General features: G+C 68.2%; 16 protein-coding genes. 6 read left to right on the top strand and 10 right to left on the bottom strand.

Going from position 1 to position 16,598, the window contains the following annotated elements; all coding sequences use genetic code 11:
• The first annotated feature begins 95 nt into the window (after positions 1 to 95).
• Genes ACODSY_RS19220 through ACODSY_RS19210 form a run of 3 tightly spaced genes read left to right on the top strand, consistent with a single transcriptional unit; the run spans position 96 to position 3,494 of the window.
• Complete coding sequence (locus tag ACODSY_RS19220) at positions 96 to 1,505, top strand: circularly permuted type 2 ATP-grasp protein (protein ID WP_488953576.1); 1,410 nt, start codon at positions 96 to 98, stop codon at positions 1,503 to 1,505.
• A 31-nt stretch (positions 1,506 to 1,536) separates the two neighbouring features.
• Positions 1,537 to 2,484: an alpha-E domain-containing protein gene (locus tag ACODSY_RS19215; protein WP_488953491.1), complete on the top strand. Its 948-nt coding sequence runs from the start codon at positions 1,537 to 1,539 to the stop codon at positions 2,482 to 2,484.
• Between the two features lie 14 nt (positions 2,485 to 2,498).
• Positions 2,499 to 3,494: a transglutaminase family protein gene (locus tag ACODSY_RS19210; RefSeq protein ID WP_488953490.1), complete on the top strand. Its 996-nt coding sequence runs from the start codon at positions 2,499 to 2,501 to the stop codon at positions 3,492 to 3,494.
• A 114-nt stretch (positions 3,495 to 3,608) separates the two neighbouring features.
• Here ACODSY_RS19210 and ACODSY_RS19205 read toward each other — a convergent pair whose 3' ends face one another.
• Genes ACODSY_RS19205 through pstS (ACODSY_RS19180) form a run of 6 tightly spaced genes read right to left on the bottom strand, consistent with a single transcriptional unit; the run spans position 3,609 to position 9,254 of the window.
• Complete coding sequence (locus ACODSY_RS19205; RefSeq protein WP_488953489.1) at positions 3,609 to 4,808, bottom strand: FAD-dependent oxidoreductase; 1,200 nt, start codon at positions 4,806 to 4,808, stop codon at positions 3,609 to 3,611.
• Positions 4,809 to 4,867: 59 nt separating this feature from the next.
• Positions 4,868 to 5,536: a phosphate signaling complex protein PhoU gene (gene phoU / locus ACODSY_RS19200; protein ID WP_488953488.1), complete on the bottom strand. Its 669-nt coding sequence runs from the start codon at positions 5,534 to 5,536 to the stop codon at positions 4,868 to 4,870.
• Positions 5,537 to 5,546: 10 nt separating this feature from the next.
• On the bottom strand, positions 5,547 to 6,356 hold the full coding sequence (gene pstB / locus ACODSY_RS19195) for a phosphate ABC transporter ATP-binding protein PstB (RefSeq protein ID WP_488953487.1): 810 nt from the start codon (positions 6,354 to 6,356) through the stop codon (positions 5,547 to 5,549).
• A complete protein-coding gene (pstA, locus tag ACODSY_RS19190) occupies positions 6,353 to 7,204 on the bottom strand; it encodes a phosphate ABC transporter permease PstA (protein ID WP_488953486.1) in 852 nt (283 codons plus the stop codon). Before pstA ends, pstB begins: the two co-directional genes overlap by 4 nt.
• On the bottom strand, positions 7,201 to 8,175 hold the full coding sequence (gene pstC / locus ACODSY_RS19185; protein ID WP_488953485.1) for a phosphate ABC transporter permease subunit PstC: 975 nt from the start codon (positions 8,173 to 8,175) through the stop codon (positions 7,201 to 7,203). The genes pstA and pstC overlap by 4 nt, the downstream gene beginning before the upstream one ends.
• The gene (gene pstS / locus ACODSY_RS19180; RefSeq protein WP_488953484.1) at positions 8,172 to 9,254 is read right to left on the bottom strand and encodes a phosphate ABC transporter substrate-binding protein PstS; all 1,083 of its coding nucleotides are present in this window, start codon (positions 9,252 to 9,254) and stop codon (positions 8,172 to 8,174) included. The genes pstC and pstS (ACODSY_RS19180) overlap by 4 nt, the downstream gene beginning before the upstream one ends.
• Before the next feature lie 175 nt (positions 9,255 to 9,429).
• Between pstS (ACODSY_RS19180) and ACODSY_RS19175 the strand changes: the two genes are divergently transcribed.
• Positions 9,430 to 10,071, top strand: coding sequence for a DUF47 domain-containing protein (locus ACODSY_RS19175; protein ID WP_488953483.1), 642 nt, complete (start codon positions 9,430 to 9,432; stop codon positions 10,069 to 10,071).
• Between the two features lie 7 nt (positions 10,072 to 10,078).
• Positions 10,079 to 11,095: an inorganic phosphate transporter gene (locus ACODSY_RS19170; RefSeq protein ID WP_488953482.1), complete on the top strand. Its 1,017-nt coding sequence runs from the start codon at positions 10,079 to 10,081 to the stop codon at positions 11,093 to 11,095.
• Positions 11,096 to 11,158: 63 nt separating this feature from the next.
• Here ACODSY_RS19170 and pstS (ACODSY_RS19165) read toward each other — a convergent pair whose 3' ends face one another.
• A complete protein-coding gene (gene pstS, locus ACODSY_RS19165; protein ID WP_488953481.1) occupies positions 11,159 to 12,193 on the bottom strand; it encodes a phosphate ABC transporter substrate-binding protein PstS in 1,035 nt (344 codons plus the stop codon).
• Between the two features lie 227 nt (positions 12,194 to 12,420).
• Here pstS (ACODSY_RS19165) and ACODSY_RS19160 point away from each other — a divergent pair, with 227 nt between their 5' ends.
• Entirely contained in the window at positions 12,421 to 14,034 is a 1,614-nt protein-coding gene (locus tag ACODSY_RS19160; protein ID WP_488953480.1) for a porin, read from the top strand.
• A 206-nt stretch (positions 14,035 to 14,240) separates the two neighbouring features.
• Here the strand turns inward: ACODSY_RS19160 and ACODSY_RS19155 are convergent, their stop codons facing one another.
• The 3 genes from ACODSY_RS19155 to phoU (ACODSY_RS19145) all read right to left on the bottom strand — a co-directional run bounded on the left by ACODSY_RS19155 (position 14,241) and on the right by phoU (ACODSY_RS19145) (position 16,503).
• Complete coding sequence (locus tag ACODSY_RS19155) at positions 14,241 to 15,041, bottom strand: UDP-2,3-diacylglucosamine diphosphatase (RefSeq protein ID WP_488953479.1); 801 nt, start codon at positions 15,039 to 15,041, stop codon at positions 14,241 to 14,243.
• A 74-nt stretch (positions 15,042 to 15,115) separates the two neighbouring features.
• Entirely contained in the window at positions 15,116 to 15,805 is a 690-nt protein-coding gene (gene phoB / locus ACODSY_RS19150) for a phosphate regulon transcriptional regulator PhoB (RefSeq protein WP_488953478.1), read from the bottom strand.
• Positions 15,802 to 16,503, bottom strand: coding sequence for a phosphate signaling complex protein PhoU (gene phoU, locus ACODSY_RS19145; protein WP_488953477.1), 702 nt, complete (start codon positions 16,501 to 16,503; stop codon positions 15,802 to 15,804). The genes phoB and phoU (ACODSY_RS19145) overlap by 4 nt, the downstream gene beginning before the upstream one ends.
• Between the last annotated feature and the right edge of the window lie 95 nt (positions 16,504 to 16,598).

The raw sequence follows: 16,598 nt of genomic DNA, 5'->3' as shown, positions 1-16,598 counted from the left end.
GTCGGCGGGAAGACGTGGATTCCATCGTGAGCGCCAGGCGGGACGAACCGGGCCTGGACGTGGCGACCCCGGCAGCGGTCGGGCCCTACGACGAGATGCTGACGCCGGACGGCCAGGTGCGTCCCCACTATGCGGCGCTCGACGCCCGGCTTTCGACGCTGACCGCCGACGAACTGGCCGAGCGCCAGCGCACTCAGGAGCGCTTCTTCCTGCTCCAGGGCATCACCTTCACCGTCTACGGCGCCGAGAGCTCCACCGAGCGGATCATCCCCACCGACATCCTGCCGCGCATCATCCCGGCCGCGGAATGGGCACGGGTCGAAGCGGGGCTGACCCAACGCCTGCGGGCGCTGAACATGTTCCTGGCCGACATCTATTCGGAACAGCAGATCCTGATGGACGGGGTGGTGCCGCGCGAGCTGGTGCTGCAGGCCCCCTCCTACCGGCGCGAGATGCAGAACCTCTATGTGCCGCACAAGGCCTACGCCAACGTCTGCGGCTCGGACCTGATCCGCCAGCCGAACGGGGAGTTCGCGGTGCTGGAGGACAACCTTCGTGTCCCCTCCGGCGTCTCGTACATGCTGGCCAACCGGGAGGCGTCGAGACGGGTGTTCCCGGGGACCTTCCGGGGCGCTGGCGTGCGCTCGGTCGATCGCTATCCGGACCTGCTGCTGACGACGCTGAAGAGCATGGCGGCCGACTGGCGGCCCAACCCGCAGGTCGTGGTGCTCACGCCTGGCGTCTACAACTCCGCCTACTATGAGCACGCCTATTTGGCGCGGCTGATGGGCGTGCCGCTGGTCGAGGGCCGCGACCTCGTGGTGCACGACAACATGGTCTACATGCGGACCACGACGGGGCTGCGCCGTATCGACGTGATCTACCGCCGCGTGGACGACGACTTCATCGATCCCCTCACCTTCCGGCGGGATTCGTCGCTGGGCGCAGCCGGACTGTTCAACGCCTACCGCGCCGGCAACGTGGTCATCTGCAACGCGCCGGGCACCGGGGTGGCCGACGACAAGGCGGTCTACGCCTATGTGCCCGAAATCATCCGCTACTACCTGGGCGAGGACGCGATCCTGCCCAACATCGAAACCTACCTGTGCCGCGAGCCGGCGCAGCTCAGCCACGTGCTGGCCAACCTGGACAAGCTGGTGGTGAAGGCGGTGGGCGCCTCGGGCGGCTACGGCATGCTGGTGGGCCCGCACTCGACGAAAGCGCAGCAGGATGCGTTCGCCGAAGCGCTGCGTGCCGACCCCTCCAACTACATCGCCCAGCCAACGATCCAGCTCTCCACCGCCCCGTGCCTGATCGACAACGCCGTCGAGCCCCGCCACGTGGACCTGCGCCCCTTCATCCTGTCGGGCGAAAAGATCACCGTGACCCCGGGGGCGCTCACCCGCGTGGCGCTCCGCAAGGGGTCGCTGGTGGTGAACTCGAGCCAGGGCGGCGGGTCGAAGGACACGTGGGTGCTGTCGGACAGCAAGGGCGACAAATCATGATGCCCGGCAGTCTGAAGAAAGGGCTGCGCCCATGATGCTCGCCAGGGTCGCCGACAGCCTCTACTGGATAGGGCGCTACGTGGAGCGCGCCGAGCACATGTGCCGCCTGTCGGACGTGATGCTGAACGCCACGCTGGACCGATCGGAAGCGGCGTCTCAAGTGGCGCGGATCGCGCTGGCCGCCGTGGGCGATCCAGACGTGGCCAAGGCCAAGAGCCCCTATGACGCGGCCCTTTCGCTGGCGCTGGATCGCGACGACAACGGCTCGATCTATTCGTCGATCGCCCGGGCCCGCGAAAATGCGCGGCAGGTGCGCGACCAGATCACCACCGAGACCTGGGAACGGCTCAACCTCATCTACCTGCGCATGAGCGATCCCGACGCCGCCAAGTCCTTCGCCGACGGCTCGCAGCTCTTCCTGCACGACACGATCGCCGACCTGCACCTGTTCAAGGGCGCCGGCGACGCCACCATGAGCCACGGCGAAGGCTGGAGCTTCCTGCTGCTGGGCGTCTACCTCGAGCGCGCGCAACTTATCGGGTCGTTGCTGGAGGTGGTGTTCGGCGACGAGCGCAGGCGGCGGCCGATCCACGACCACTTCGCCCTGACCAGCGTGTTGCGGATGGGCTGCGCGCTGGAGCCCTACCTGCGCGCCTACACCGCCGAGATGCAGCCGCGCCTGATCCTGCAGTTCCTGATGCTGGACGAGGACTTCCCGCGTTCGATCCGGTTCTGCACCCAGGAGATCGAGTCGCATCTGTCCGCCATCATCCGCCACGCCGGCATGGCGGGCAGCGTCGGCCCCGACCGTCTGGCCGGCCGCCTGCGCGCGCGGATGCAATATGCCGACATGGACGAGGTGGAGGCCCAGGGACCCAGCGCCTTCCTGAAGACCGTGCTGGACGAGTGCGCCACGATCCACCGCAGCCTCTACGACGCCTTCGTCGCCTACCCCCTCGAAGACCGGCTTCCGGCGTAAAGGACCTGCATCGCGTGCTGCTCGAGATCCGCCACGTCACCCAGTACCGCTACGCTTCCCTCGTGCGCGAAAGCGTCATGGAGGTGTGGATGCAGCCGCAGAAGAGCGCGCGGCAGCGGCTGGTCAGCTTCGACCTGGACCTGGATCCGCCGGCCCAGGTGTTCAGCTACCCCGACAGCTTCGGCAACGCCGTCTACCACTTCGACGTGCCCCAGCCGCACGACAAGCTGACCATAACGGCGCGTTCGGCGGTCGAGACCCAGCCCGCCACGCCGCTTCCCGATCAGCTGGACCGCGGCGAATGGGACCGGCTGCGCTCGGAATTTCTGCGCGGCGAGAACTTCGACTACCTCAATCCGCACGGCTTCGCGCGGGAGAGCGAGGCGCTGCACGCCTTCATGGCCGAGCACCAGATCGACGCCCTGCGCGGGCGCGATCCCCTGTCGGCGGTGCGCGAGCTGAACACCCTGATCTACGGCGCCTTCGGCTATGAGGCCGGCGTCACCCGCGCGGACAGCCCCATCGACGACGTGCTGCAGGCGCGCAAGGGCGTGTGCCAGGACTTCGCCCACGTGATGATCGCGATCTGTCGATCCTGGGGCCTGCCGGCGCGCTACGTCTCGGGCTATCTGTTCACCGACCGCAAGCACGGCGACCGCTCGGACCCCGACGCGACCCACGCCTGGGTGGAAGTGTTCCTGCCGAGCCTGCGCTGGATCGGGCTGGACCCCACCAACAACACCACCGCCACCGAACGCCACGTGGCCTGCGCGGTGGGCCGCGACTATTCCGACGTGCCGCCGTCGCGCGGTGTCTACAAGGGCGAGGCCGAGAGCCAGCTGGCGGTCGGCGTGTCGGTGCGCAAGGCGCGCGCCGCTCTGAGCGACCCCGAGTTCCTGCGAGTGTCGGGCGGCTCGAAGGCCAGCATCCCGGCCGGCCGCCGGGCGACCGGCAGCGCCGCCTATCAGCACCAGCAGCGCCTGCACCAGATGCAGCAACAGCAGCAGTAGCGCTGCGGCGGGAGAGCGCTCTTGCGACGACGCTCTGACCCACCGTCCTGAGCGGGGCCCGGAATGGGCGCGCCGGTGGGCCGTCGTAGCCCGCCGCAGCCAGCAGAATATAGGTCAGGCGCTGCGTTTTGCCGACCCGGCAGCGAACAGCGGCGCGATGATCCCGACCGCGGCCTCGGCCTCGGCGCGGTCGGGTTGCTCGTTGGCGTCGTTGTACCCGTAGGACTCGTCCGGGCCGGTGTTCTGCACGACCATGCCGTCTGACCGCGAGAGCGTGCTGATACCCCGGTAGTAGAGTCCGTAGGTGACCTCCGGCTGGGGGATCAGCCAGGCGATCTGGCCCCGCACCGGCACGATGCTCTCGTCCTTCCAGAGCGCGCGGGCGCCGTAGCCGGTGCAGTTGACGATCACCTTCTGCTTCAGGGCCGCGAGGTCTGCGGGCGTGTGAAACTCGACCGTCTCGATCCGGCCCCCCGCGACGAGGAAATCGTTGGTGAGCAGGTGGCCGTAGGCGGTGATGTTGAACATCGGCGTGAAGCCGCGGCGCACGCGGGCGACCGGGAACGGGTGTTGGCCGGCCGGCACCTCTTCGGACGGCGGGGTCAGGTCGCGGACGCGCGGTAGATAGTGGGCGAAGTCCATCGGCTCGGGCGGCGACGGGACGGGCCGCGGGTTGTCCGAAAGCCGGTACTGGTCGATCCATTCCACGGGCCGGTCGGCGAGACCCAGATACTGCAGGTGGATGCGGAACGAGCGGCGCGCCATCTCTTCCCACTGGGCGGCGTAAGCCGGCCCGGCGGCGCTGAGCAGCGCGATCCGGCTGTCGGGCGACCAGACGCCGGTGGCCCGGGCCGAGCGGGCGTCAGGCATCCGATCCTTGGCGTAGATGGTGACACGGCAGCCGGCCCGCTGCGCCAATGTGGCGGCGGTGAGCCCCAGCGCGCCGCAACCGATGACGGCGATATCCTTTTCGCCGCCGGCCAGGGCGATCTTCAGCGCCGCGAGGGCCGAGCCCCAGGACAGCGACCAGCCGCTGCCGCCATGGCCGTAGTTGTGGACCACCAGCTTGTCCCCCAGGGGCTCGGCCTCGATCCGCGGGCCGGCGGCCCGGAAGGGGCGCAGGCAGACGGTGATGTTCTGAATGCGGTCGGCGCGGGCGCGGATCGGGGCCAGCAGGGGCAGCGGGGCGAATGCCGCCGGCCGAGCCAGGCCGCCCTCCCCCGCGGTGGCGCATCCGCCGAGGAGACCAAGGCCGCCCAGAGCTGCGGAGCGCTGCAGAAAGGCGCGGCGGCCCGCTGGGATTTGAGACGTCACGCGAAGCCCTCCGACCACGACGCCGCCATGTTCGGCGGCGTCGGGCGGGCAGCGCAACCCTAGAGCTTCGGCCGGTTGGCCAGATCCTGGCCGGTGATCTGATAGTGGACGAGTTCGGCGATGTTGGTGGCGTGGTCGCCGATCCGCTCCAGGTTCTTGGCGATGAACATCAGGTGGATCGAGTCGCCCGCCGTATCGGACTGCGCGGCCATGCCGGCGACGATCTCCCGGACCACGCCCTCGTGGCGCTCGTCTATCTCGGTGTCCTTGAGCCAGACGTCGTATGCGCCCTGGGCGTCGTCGTTGCGGTAGGCGTTGATGACGGCCGCCAGGCGATCCGCCGCCATCCGGCCGAGTTCGGCGATCAGGGCGACATGGATCTCGGAGGGGCCAACATCCAGGCGCGGGACGCGCTTGGCGATGTTTTTGGCCAGGTCACCGCAGCGCTCGAGCTGCATGGCGATCTTCATGGCGGCGATCGGCCGGCGCAGGTCGTCGGCCATGGGCTGGCGCAGCGCGATGAAGCGCACCGCGCTCCTTTCGATTTCGACGTCCTGGATATCGACGGCGTTGTCGGCGCGCACGACCTTCTCCGCCGCGGGCAGGTCGTAACGGACGAACACGTCGACCGAGGCCTTCACCTGGGCGACCGCCAGGTCGCCCATGGCCGCCACCGCGTGGCTGAGCGCGCCGAGGTCTTCGTCGACCGCCTTCAAGGTATGGTCCACGGTCGCCTCCTTAGCCGAACCGGCCTGTGATGTAGTCGCGGGCCCGGGTGGTGACCGGGTTGGTGAACAGCTGCTCGGTCTCGCCGAACTCGACCAGCCGCCCCAGGTACATGAAGCCGGTATGATCCGACAGGCGCGCCGCCTGGCCCATGTTGTGGGTCACGATGACGATCGTGTAGTCGCGCTTCAGCTCGGCGATCGTCTCTTCCAGCCGGGCGGTCGAGATCGGATCGAGCGCCGAGGCCGGCTCGTCGAGCAGGAGCACCTCGGGCTTCACCGCGATGCCGCGCGCGACGCACAGGCGCTGCTGCTGGCCGCCGGAGAGGCTGAGACCCGACTCCTTGAGCTTGTCCTTCACCTCGTCCCAAAGCGCGGCGCGGCGCAGGCTTTCCTCGACACGGTTGGCCATCTCGGCCTTGGAAAGCTTTTCGTACAGCTTCACGCCATAGGCCACGTTGTCGAAGATCGACATCGGGAAGGGCGTGGGCTTCTGGAACACCATGCCGACCCGGGCGCGGAGGGTGGCCACATCGACCCGCGAAGACAGCACGTCCTCGCCGTCGAGCAGCACCTGCCCCTGGGCGCGCTGGCCCGGGTAGAGGCTGTACATGCGGTTCAGGACCCGGAGCAGCGTCGACTTCCCGCAGCCCGAAGGCCCGATCAGCGCCGTCACGGCATTGGCCGCGAAGGAGACGCTGACGTCGAACAGGGACTGCTTCTGGCCGTAGAAGAAGTTGAGATCCTTGATCGCCAGCTTGACGATCTCGGGCGGCAACTCGAGGACGGCCGACTCCGGCGGGTTGTCCAGCTGGGCGTTCATGAGCGACGAGGCTCCCGGGCGAGAATGCGGGCGATGACGGTGACCGTCAGCACGGTGGCGGCGATCAGCAGCGCGCCGGCCCAGGCCAGACGGCGCCAGTCGTCGTAGGCCGACAGGGCGTAGTTGAAGATCACCACCGGCAGGTTGGCGGTGGGCTTGGTCAGGTCGAACGACAGGAACTGATTGTTCAGCGCGGTGAACAGCAGCGGCGCCGTCTCGCCGCTGATACGGGCGAACGCCAGCAGGGCGCCGGTGAGCATGCCGCCGCGGGCGGACTTCCAAATCACCGCCAGGATGGTGCGCCACACCGGCGCGCCCAGGGCGACGCTGGCCTCCCGCAGAGCCGTGGGCTGCAGGCGCAGCACGTCCTCGGTGGTGCGAGTAATGACCGGGGCGGCCAACAGGCCCAATGCCACGGAACCGGCGAGGCCGGAGAAGCCCTTCACCGGCGCGACGAGGATCTCGTAGACGAACAGACCGACCAGGATCGATGGGGCCGAGAGCAGCACGTCGTTGAGGAATCGGACGACCTTTCCGTAGTGACTGTCGCGGGCGTACTCCGAGAGCCAGGTGCCGGCGAGGACGCCCACGAGCACGGCGCCGACCATGGCGACAACGCACATCATCAGCGAGCCCAAGATGGCGTTGATGAGGCCGCCCTCCGACCCGGGAGCCGGCGTGCTCTTGGTGAAGATGTTGAGGTCCAGTCCCCCGACGCCCTGGCTGAGCAGCGACCACAGGATCGCCGCCAGGAAGAGGATGGCCACCACCGTCGCCGTCCAGCAGAAGACGAGAAACACGATTTCGCTGACGCGGCGCGAAAGCCGCGGGCCGGGTGCGGTCGTCATGCGTGCTGCTGCCGTCCGATGAGCAGCCGGGCAAGCGCCAGGACCGCGAAGGTGATGACGAAGAGCACCAGGCCAAGGGCGATCAGCGAGGCGGCGTGAAGCTCTTCGGTGGCCTCCGCGAACTCGTTGGCGATCGTCGAGGCGATCGTCGAGCCTGAGGCGAAGATCGAGGTGGGAAAGCCGTGGGCGTTCCCGATGATGAAGGTGACGGCCATGGTCTCGCCCAGGGCGCGACCGAGGCCCAGCATCACCGCGCCGATGGCTCCGGTGCGTACGTAGGGGATGCTGACCTTGCGCACGACCTCGAAGGTGGTCGACCCCAGGCCGTAGGCGCTCTCGCGCACCTGGGCCGGAATGGTCAGCAGCAGCTCGCGCATGGTCGCGGCGATGAACGGCAGGATCATGATGGCCAGGATGATCGAGGCCGACAGGATGCCGGCCCCGTTTGGAACGCCCGTGGTGATCCTTTCCCAGAGCGTGCCGGGCTCGGCCGACATCATGATCGGCATCTGGACGTGCTTGGCGAACCAAGGGGCGAACACGAACAGGCCCCACATGCCGTAGACGATCGAGGGAATGCCCGCGAGCAGCTCCACCGCCGTGCCGATCGGCCGGCGCAGGATCGGCGGGCACAGCTCCACCAGGAAGGTGGCGATGCCGAACGACAGCGGCAGGGCGAACAGGAGGGCGAGCGAAGCGGTGACCAGGGTGCCGGTGACCGCGCCCGCCGCGCCGTAGATCTCCTGGACCGGGTCCCACTCGGCGCTCGTGAAGAAGCCAAGGCCGAAGGCCTGGAACGCCGGCCAGCCGCCGATGGCCAGCGAGACGACGATCCCGCCCAGGGCGGCCAGCAGGAAGGTGGCCGCCGAGAAGCACAGGATCTCGAAGGCCTTGTCGAAAGCGGCCCCGAAGGCCGACCGCGGCGGCGCGGACGCCGCAGCGGCCGGTGGCGTGTCGGCCGTCGCCGTCATTGGGCGGCCGGCGTGAAGACCGGCTTGCCGTCAGGCCCGACGATCGCCGACCAGCTGGCGCGCACCTGGGCCTTCAGGCCGGCCGGCAGCGGCACGTAGGCCAGCTCGCTGGCGGCCGCGTCGCCCGTCGCATAGGCGCGGTCGAAGAAGGTGAGAACCGCCTTGCCCCTCGCCGCGTCGGCCTGGGCCTTGTGCATCAGGATGAAGGTGGCCCCGGTGATCGGCCAGGCGCCCTCGCCCGGCTGGTTGATCAGGAGCGTGCCGAAGCCCGGAGCCTTGCTCCAGTCGGCGCCCTGTGCGGCGGCCGAGAAGCTCTCCGCAGTCGGGTTCACGAACTTGCCGGCGGCGTTCTGCAGGCTGGCGTGCGGGAGCCCGTTCTGCTTGGCGTAGGCGTACTCGACGTAGCCGATGGCGCCTGGCGTCTGCTTCACATAGCCGGACACCCCGTCGTTGCCCTTGCCGCCCTGGCCGGTGGGCCACTTCACTGCATCGCTGGCGCCGACCACGCCCCATTGCGGCGCGACGGCCGCGAGATAGCTGGTGAACAGGAAGCTGGTGCCCGAGCCGTCCGACCGGTGGACCACCGTGATCGGCAGGTTGGGCAGCTTCACGCCGGCGTTCAGCGCGGCGATGGAGGGCTCGTTCCACTTCTTGACCTTGCCAAGGAAGATGTCGGCGAGCACGGGCCCCGTCAGCTTCAGCTGGCCGGGCTGGAGGTCGGGCAGGTTCACGATCGGCACCACGCCGCCGATGACGGTGGGGAACTGCGCCAGACCTTCCGCGTCGAGCTCCTCGCCCTTCAGCGGCTTGTCGCTGGCGCCGAAGGCGACGGTCTTGGCCTTGATCTGCTTGATGCCGCCGCCAGAGCCGATCGCCTGATAGTTCAGCGCGAGGCCGGTCTCGGCCTTCTGCGTTTCCGCCCATTTGGCGTAGAGCGGCGCGGGGAAGGTCGCGCCCGCCCCGGAGATTTGGGCCCCAGCGGCGGCCGGAGCCGCACCGTCGCCCTTCTTGGCGTTGTTCTGCCCGCAGGCCGAAAGAGCCAGGCATGCCGCCAGGCCAACGAAAACTTTCCGATACATGCGGCACCTCCGCTTTGGGGCGATCCTGAGTTCGCTCTACGCGGGGCGTACGACAGTTGGGCGACAATACGCCGAAGGTTTTGCGACAGTCGCGTGACACTTCGATGACGCCGAGCGCGGATCGCGCTATGGACCCGCCGCGCACCCGTCGCGCGCCAGACTATAGAGGTCGGATGTGAACTGGTTCCAGGCCCTCATGCCCAAGGAGGGCGGGTTCTTCGACCTGTTCGAGCGCCACGCGGCGACCCTGTGCGCCGGCGCGCAATCCCTGCACAGCCTGCTCGAGGGCGGCCCGGCCACGCCCGAGCACTGCGCGGCTGTCGCCAAGCATGAGAACGACGCCGACGAGATCACCCGCGAGGTGATGCTGCTGGTCCGGCGGACCTTCATCACGCCGTTCGATCGGGCCGACATCATCGACCTGACCACCTCGATGGACGACGCCATCGACCAGATGCACAAGACGGCCAAGGTCACCGCCCTCTTCGAACAGCGAACCTTCCAGCCCGACATGCTGCGGCTCGGCGAGGTCATCGTGAAGACCGCCGACCTGACGGCCCAGGCCGTGCCGCTGTTGCGGTCGATGAAGAACAATGCCGCCAAGCTGAACGCCCTCACCGAGCAGGTGACCAGGCTGGAGGAAGAGTCGGACCACCTCTACGACGCAGGCATCGCGGCCCTTTACCGAGACGTCGGAAAGACCGATCCGATGGCCTACATCGTGGGCGCCGAGATCTATGACCACCTGGAGAAGGTGGTCGACCGCTTCGAGGACGTGGCCAACCGGATCAGCGGCGTGCTGATCGAGCACCTCTAGCGCGCCCATGGACCTGGCGGGCGCGAGCTACCTGCTCATCTTCCTGATCTTCGTGGCGCTGGCGTTCGATTTCCTGAACGGCCTGCACGACGCCGCGAACTCGATCGCCACCATTGTTTCGACGCGCGTGCTGTCGCCGCGCTGGGCGGTGGTCTGGGCGGCTTTCTTCAACTTCATCGCCTTCCTGTTTTTCGGCCTGCACGTGGCCAACACCGTCGGCAAGGGGATCATCAACGCCAACATCATCTCGGATGCGGTGATCTTCGGGGCGCTGGGCGGGGCGATCTCGTGGAACGTGATCACCTGGCTGGCGGGGATCCCGTCCTCCTCGTCCCACGCGCTGATCGGCGGGCTACTGGGCGCCGGGATCACCAAGGCGGGGTTCGACGGGGTGGTCTGGTCGGGCGTGTTGAAGACGGTGGCCGGCATCGTCGTCTCTCCCGCGCTCGGCTTCGTCCTGGCGCTTGTCCTGGTGCTGATCGTGTCGTGGACCTTCGTGAAAGCGACACCGGCGTTCGCGGATTCGACCTTCCGGAAGCTGCAGTTCGTCTCGGCGGCGATGTTCTCGCTCGGGCACGGCGGCAACGACGCCCAGAAGACCATGGGGATCATCGCGGTGCTGCTGTTCGCCCACGGACAGCTGGGCCCAGAATTCCACGTTCCGTTCTGGGTGGTGCTGTCCTGCCAGGCGGCGCTGGGACTTGGCACGCTCTTCGGCGGCTGGCGCATCGTCCACACCATGGGATCCAAGATCACCCGCCTGTCGCCGCAACAGGGCTTCTGCGCCGAAACCGGCGGGGCGATCACCATCTTCCTGGCCACCCACATCGGCGTGCCGATCTCGACCACCCACACGATCACGGGCGCCATCGTCGGCGTCGGCGCCTCGCGGCGGGTGTCGGCGGTGCGATGGAACATCGCCAGCCGGATCGTCTGGGCCTGGGTGATCACCCTGCCCGCTTCGGGCCTGATCGCCGCGGCGTTCTACGGGCTGGCCCGTTTTGCGGACCGGACCTTCGGCTAGCCCGGAAACGCACATGGCCGGGACGAGCCCGGCCATGACGTCTCCAGTCCGCGTGGAAGCGGGTTACTTGTAGACGGGCTTGCCGTCCGGTCCGACGACCTTGCTCCACGACTTGCGGACCATGTCCTTCACGGCCGGCGGCATGGGCAGGTAATCCAGCTGCTGCGCGGCGGCGTCGCCGTTCTTGTAGGCCCAGTCGAAGAAGGCCAGGACTTCCTTACCCTTGGCGGCATCTTCCTGCTTGGTCTTCACCAGGATGAACGTGGCGCCCGTGATCGGCCAGGCCTCGGCGCCCGGCTGGTCGAGGAGCAGCAGGTAGAAGCCCGGCGCGGCGTTCCACTTGGCGTTCGCCGCGGCGGCGCTGAAGTTGGCCGCAGCCGGGGCCACGTACTTGCCAGCCTTGTTCTGCAGCAGGGTGTAGGTGAGGCCGTTCTGCTTGGCGTAGGCATATTCGACATAACCGATGGCGCCGGGGGTCTGCTTCACATAGGCGGCGACGCCGTCATTGCCCTTGCCGCCCAGGCCCGTCGGCCACTTCACCGCATCGTTCGCGCCGACTTCCGAGGCCCAACGGGGCGCCTTCATCGACAGGTAGCTGGTGAAGAGGAAGGTGGTGCCCGAGCCGTCCGAGCGGTGGACCACGGTGATCGGCAGGTTGGGCAGCTGGACGCCGGGGTTGTACTTGGCGATCAGCGGGTCGTTCCACTTCTTGAGCACGCCGCGGAAGATGTCGGCCGTCAGCGCGCCGGTAAGCTTGAGCTGGCCCGACTTGATGCCGGGCACATTGATCACGGGCACAACGCCGCCCATCACGGTCGGGAACATGGAGAAGCCGCCCGTGGCGAGGTCGTCGGGCTTCAGCGGCTTGTCGGTGGCGCCGAAGTCGACCGTGCCGGCGGTGATCTGGCGGATGCCGCCGCCTGAACCGATGGCCTGGTAGTTCAGGCGGTTGCCCGTCTGGGCGCGATAGGTCTCGGCCCACTTGGCGTAGACCGGCGCCGGGAACGTGGCGCCAGCACCCGAGATGTCGGCGGCCTGGGCGCTGAAGCCGGCCAGGGACGCGGCCGTCACGATCGCGGTGATATAGCGTTTGAACATTGGGAAACCCCCTCGTCGAAGGCGCCGGCGGGCGCCCGTTCGAACGCCGGTTTAGGCAGACTGCGCGAAGCTGAGGTGACGCTTGGATGGCAGTTGAGTGACAAGCCGCCAGCATTCGCGACTGTCATGAATCTGTCTCGCCACTTTTGCCGAAGCGTCGCACTGGAGGCCTAGAGACCGGCCCGTCGACGTCGCCGTCCTGGCGGCCAAACCAAGGATTCCTCACGATGGGAACGTCTCTCAAAGGACGGGCTGGCGCTCGCCTATCCGCCAGCCTCGCCGGGGTGCTGCTGGCCAGCGTCTCGACGGCGGCCCTCGCCGCACCCGCCACCGACGCCAAGTTGCAGGCCATGCAGCAGCAGCTGGACGCCATGCGTGCCCAGATGAACGCCATGCAGGCTCCCGGCCAGCAGGACGCGCAGATGGCCGCGATGAAGCAGCAGCTCGACGCGATGGCCGCGCAGCTCGCCGAGATGAAGGCCTCGCAGGAGACGGCGAGCACCGACATCGCCACCCTGAAGCAGGCCCCGGCGGGCTCGTCGGTGACGACGACCCTGTCGAACGGCAAGCCCGGCTTCGCCACCGCCGATGGCCGCTTCACCGCGAACATCAAGGCCATCCTGATGCTGGACGCCGGCAAGTACTTCCAGAAGGACAACCTGCCCGCCGCGGTGACCAATCGCGATCTGAACGAGGGCGCCAACTTCCGCCGCGCCCGGATCGGGCTGGACGGCAAGCTGTTCCGCGATTTCGACTATTCGTTCATCTATGAGTTCGGCGGTTCGGGCCAGGAAGACCCCGGCCGGCTGTATGAGGCCGCCATCACCTACACGGCCCTGAAGCCCTTCCGCATCAAGGTCGGCGCGTTCGAACCCAACATCGGCCTAGCGGCGGCGGTGTCCACCAGCCAGATGCCGCTGATGGAGCGTCCGGCGCCAGCCGAGATCGCCCGCGGCGTGGCCGCCGGCGACAGCCGCGTGGCGGCCCAGTTGAGCGGCGCCGGCGTGCTGGGCAGCGGCGACGAGGGCATCGCGACCCGCTGGTTCTTCTCTACCGCCTATACCGGCAACATCATCGCCACCGGCAGCTCGGCCGCCTCTGCGACCGTGCAGCCGTTCGACGAGCAGACCGGCGTGATCGGCCGCGTGGCCTTCGCGCCGTTCAGCGGCACGACCTGGCTGGCCCACCTCGGCGCGAACTATCAGTACGTGATCCAGCCGAACGACGCGGGCGCCGCCGCCAATCCGCGCTACGCCGCGCAGCTTCGCGACCGTCCGGAGCTGCGCCTGGACGGCACGCGTCTGATCGACACCGGCGCCATCGACGCGAACCACACCAGCGTGCTGGGCCTGGAGGGCGCCTTCCAGTACGGCCCGGCGATGATCGAGGGCGAGTGGTTCCGCTACAAGATCGACCGCCGCGTCACCACGGCCGCCGTCCCGGCCGATCCGAAGTTCAAGGGCTGGTACGTCCAAGGGTCTTGGATGCTGACCGGCGAGCCCCGGGTCTACAACCCGGCGGAGGCACGCTTCGACGCGCCCAAGCTGAACTACAACTTCAACCCGGAGGCCGGCACCTGGGGCGCCTTCGAGGTGGCCGCGCGCTACTCCCTCACCGACCTGAACTTCCGCGAAGGCGCGCAAGGGACTGCCCCGGTCCTCGGTGCGGTCCGCGGCGGGGAGCAGAAGATCTGGACCGTCGGGGTCAACTGGTACCTGAACCCGTCGATGCGCCTGATGCTGGACTGGCAACACGTCGACATCGACCGCCTGGGCGCCACGGGCCTGCAGATCGGCCAGACCTACAATGCCGTGGCGGCGCGCGGACAGGTCAACTTCTAGCGGTTCCTCCCCCGAGGCGCCCCAAGCCGTCGCGGTTCGCCGCGGCGGCTTTTCTTATGGGCCTTCGCAAACCCGTCACGGTGGCGACACGGGGCGCGGCTAGCGTTCCGCGGAGTAACCCCTCGCGTATCTCTCCAGTCGGCCGCCCCGAGGCCGCGTTTCGGCCGCGACCGCCCCCCGGTCGCGGCCCTCTTTTTGCGCTAGGGTCAGGCCGCGATCGGCCGCAGCGGGATGGGCTGGGCGACGACGGCCTTGCGGGCCTCCAGCCAGTTCACGATCTCGAACTTGCCGTCGAACCCCTCGACGATGGCGGTGCAGCTCTCCACCCAGTCGCCGTCGTTGATGTACATGACGCCGCCGATGTCGCGCATCTCGGCGTGGTGGATATGGCCGCAGATCACGCCGTGCACGCCGCGTCGGCGCGCTTCCTCAGCCATGGCGGCCTCGAACTTGTCGATGAAGGCCACCGCGTCCTTCACCTTGTGCTTGAGGTAGGCCGACAGGCTCCAATAGCCCAGGCCCATGATCCGACGCACGCGGTTGAAGTGGGTGTTGAGGGCGATCAGGGCCCGGTAGCTCCAGTCCCCCAGGAAGGCCAGCCAGCGGACGTTCTGCACCACGCCGTCGAACTCGTCGCCGTGGGTGACCAGATAGCGCTTGCCGTCGGCCGCCTCGTGGATCGCGTCGCGAGCCACGATCACGCCGCCGAAGTGTACGCCACAGAAGTCGCGGACCACCTCGTCGTGGTTGCCGGGCACGTAGATCACCTTCACGCCCTTGCGGGCCAGGCGCAGGATCTTCTGGACCACGTCGTTGTGCGCCTGCGGCCAGTGCCAGCCCGAGCGCAGCTTCCACCCGTCGACGATATCGCCCACCAGGTAGAGGGTCTCGCACTCCAGCTCGCGGATGAACTCCAGGAGGAGCTCGGCCTGGCACCCCTTGGTGCCGAGATGGATGTCGGAGATGAACGCCGTCCGGCAACGGACGGCGGAGGAAGTCTCAAGCATCGCTGCCCCCAACGGCGAGAAGACGCGTGTGACGGTCAGCCGAGTCTGTGACGCTCGAATGACGGCGGTATCCGTCAGCCCTCGGTGTCGAGGGCGTAGCCCGCTGAGCGGACGGTGCGGATCAGGTCGGGCGAGTTCGGTTGGCGCAGCGCCTTGCGCAGGCGGCCCACGTGGACGTCCACCGTGCGGACCTCGACGTAGGTGTTGGCGCCCCAGACCGCGTCCAGGAGCCGCTCGCGGCTGAACACGCGGCCGGGCCGCTGCATCAGGAAGTCCAGCAGGCGGTATTCGGTGGGGCCCAGGTGCACGTCCTTTCCCGAACGGGTCACCCGGTGGCGACCGCGGTCCAGAATCAGGTCGGCGTATTCCAGGCGCTCCTCGACCAACTCGGGCCGCGTGCGCCGCAGCAGCGCCCGGATCCGGGCCACCAACTCGCTCATCGCGAACGGCTTCACCACATAGTCGTCGGCGCCGGTGTCCAGGCCGCGCACCTTGTCGGCCTCCTCGCCGCGAGCAGTCAGCATCAGGACGGGGGTGCGGCGCGTCTCGGCGCCGGCCCGGAGTTGGCGGCAGACTTCCACGCCCGAGACCTTGGGCAGCATCCAGTCCAGGACCACGAGATCCGGCGGCTCTTCGGCGACGCGCAGCAAGGCCTCCTCGCCGTCAGCGGCCCGCTCGACGCGGAAGCCCTCCTTCATGAGGTTGTAGTCCAACAGGGTCGCGAGCGCGTCTTCGTCCTCGACGACCAGTACGTACGGGGTCACGGCGATGAGCCTTCCACTTCAAGGTCCGGCAAACTCACCTTGGGGCGCTCACCGATCAGTTCGCGGCCGGTCATCTGGAAGTGGAGGATTTCGGCGATGTTGGTCGCGTGATCCCCGATGCGTTCCAGGTTCTTGGCGATGAACAGCAGGTGGGCCCCGGCGGCTACCGAACCGGGATGATTGGTCATGAGCGAGAGCAGCTCGCGGAACAGGCTCTCGTAGTGTTCGTCGACCTCGCCATCGCGGCGCCAAACGTCGAGCGCGGGCTCGACATCTCCGGCGGCGTAGGCGTCCAGCACCTCGCGCAGGCGGGCCGAAACAAGGCGCCCCATGCGCTCGATCGCGCCGGTGAGCGGCAGCAACGGCTCACCCGCCGACAGCACCAGGCTGCGCTTGGCGATGTTGCGCGCCAGGTCGCCGCAGCGCTCGAGGTTCATGGCCAGCTTCAGCGTCGAGATGGCGCGGCGCAGGTCGGCATGGCCCGGCTGGTGGGTGGCGATCAGGTCGAGCGCCCGGCGCTCAACCTCGCTCTGCAGGGTGTCAAGGCGCAGGTCGCGGACGATCAGCGCCTGGGCCAGGGGCACGTCGCGGCGCACCACGGCGTCGACGGCGTCGACGACCTGGGCTTCCGCCAGGCCCCCCATGCGGATCACCTCGGCGACGAGCTGTCTCAGCTCGGCCTGATAGGTACGTGTCACGACACCCCTCTCCATCGCAGTGCAAACTAATGCGGTCTGACGACAGTTTTGCGACAGCGGCGGGGGTTTATGACAGCGGAAACGACCGCCGAGGA

The sequence above is a fragment of the Phenylobacterium sp. FG114 genome, from assembly GCF_057809855.1.
This window is presented reverse-complemented; position numbering and strand designations above follow the sequence as displayed.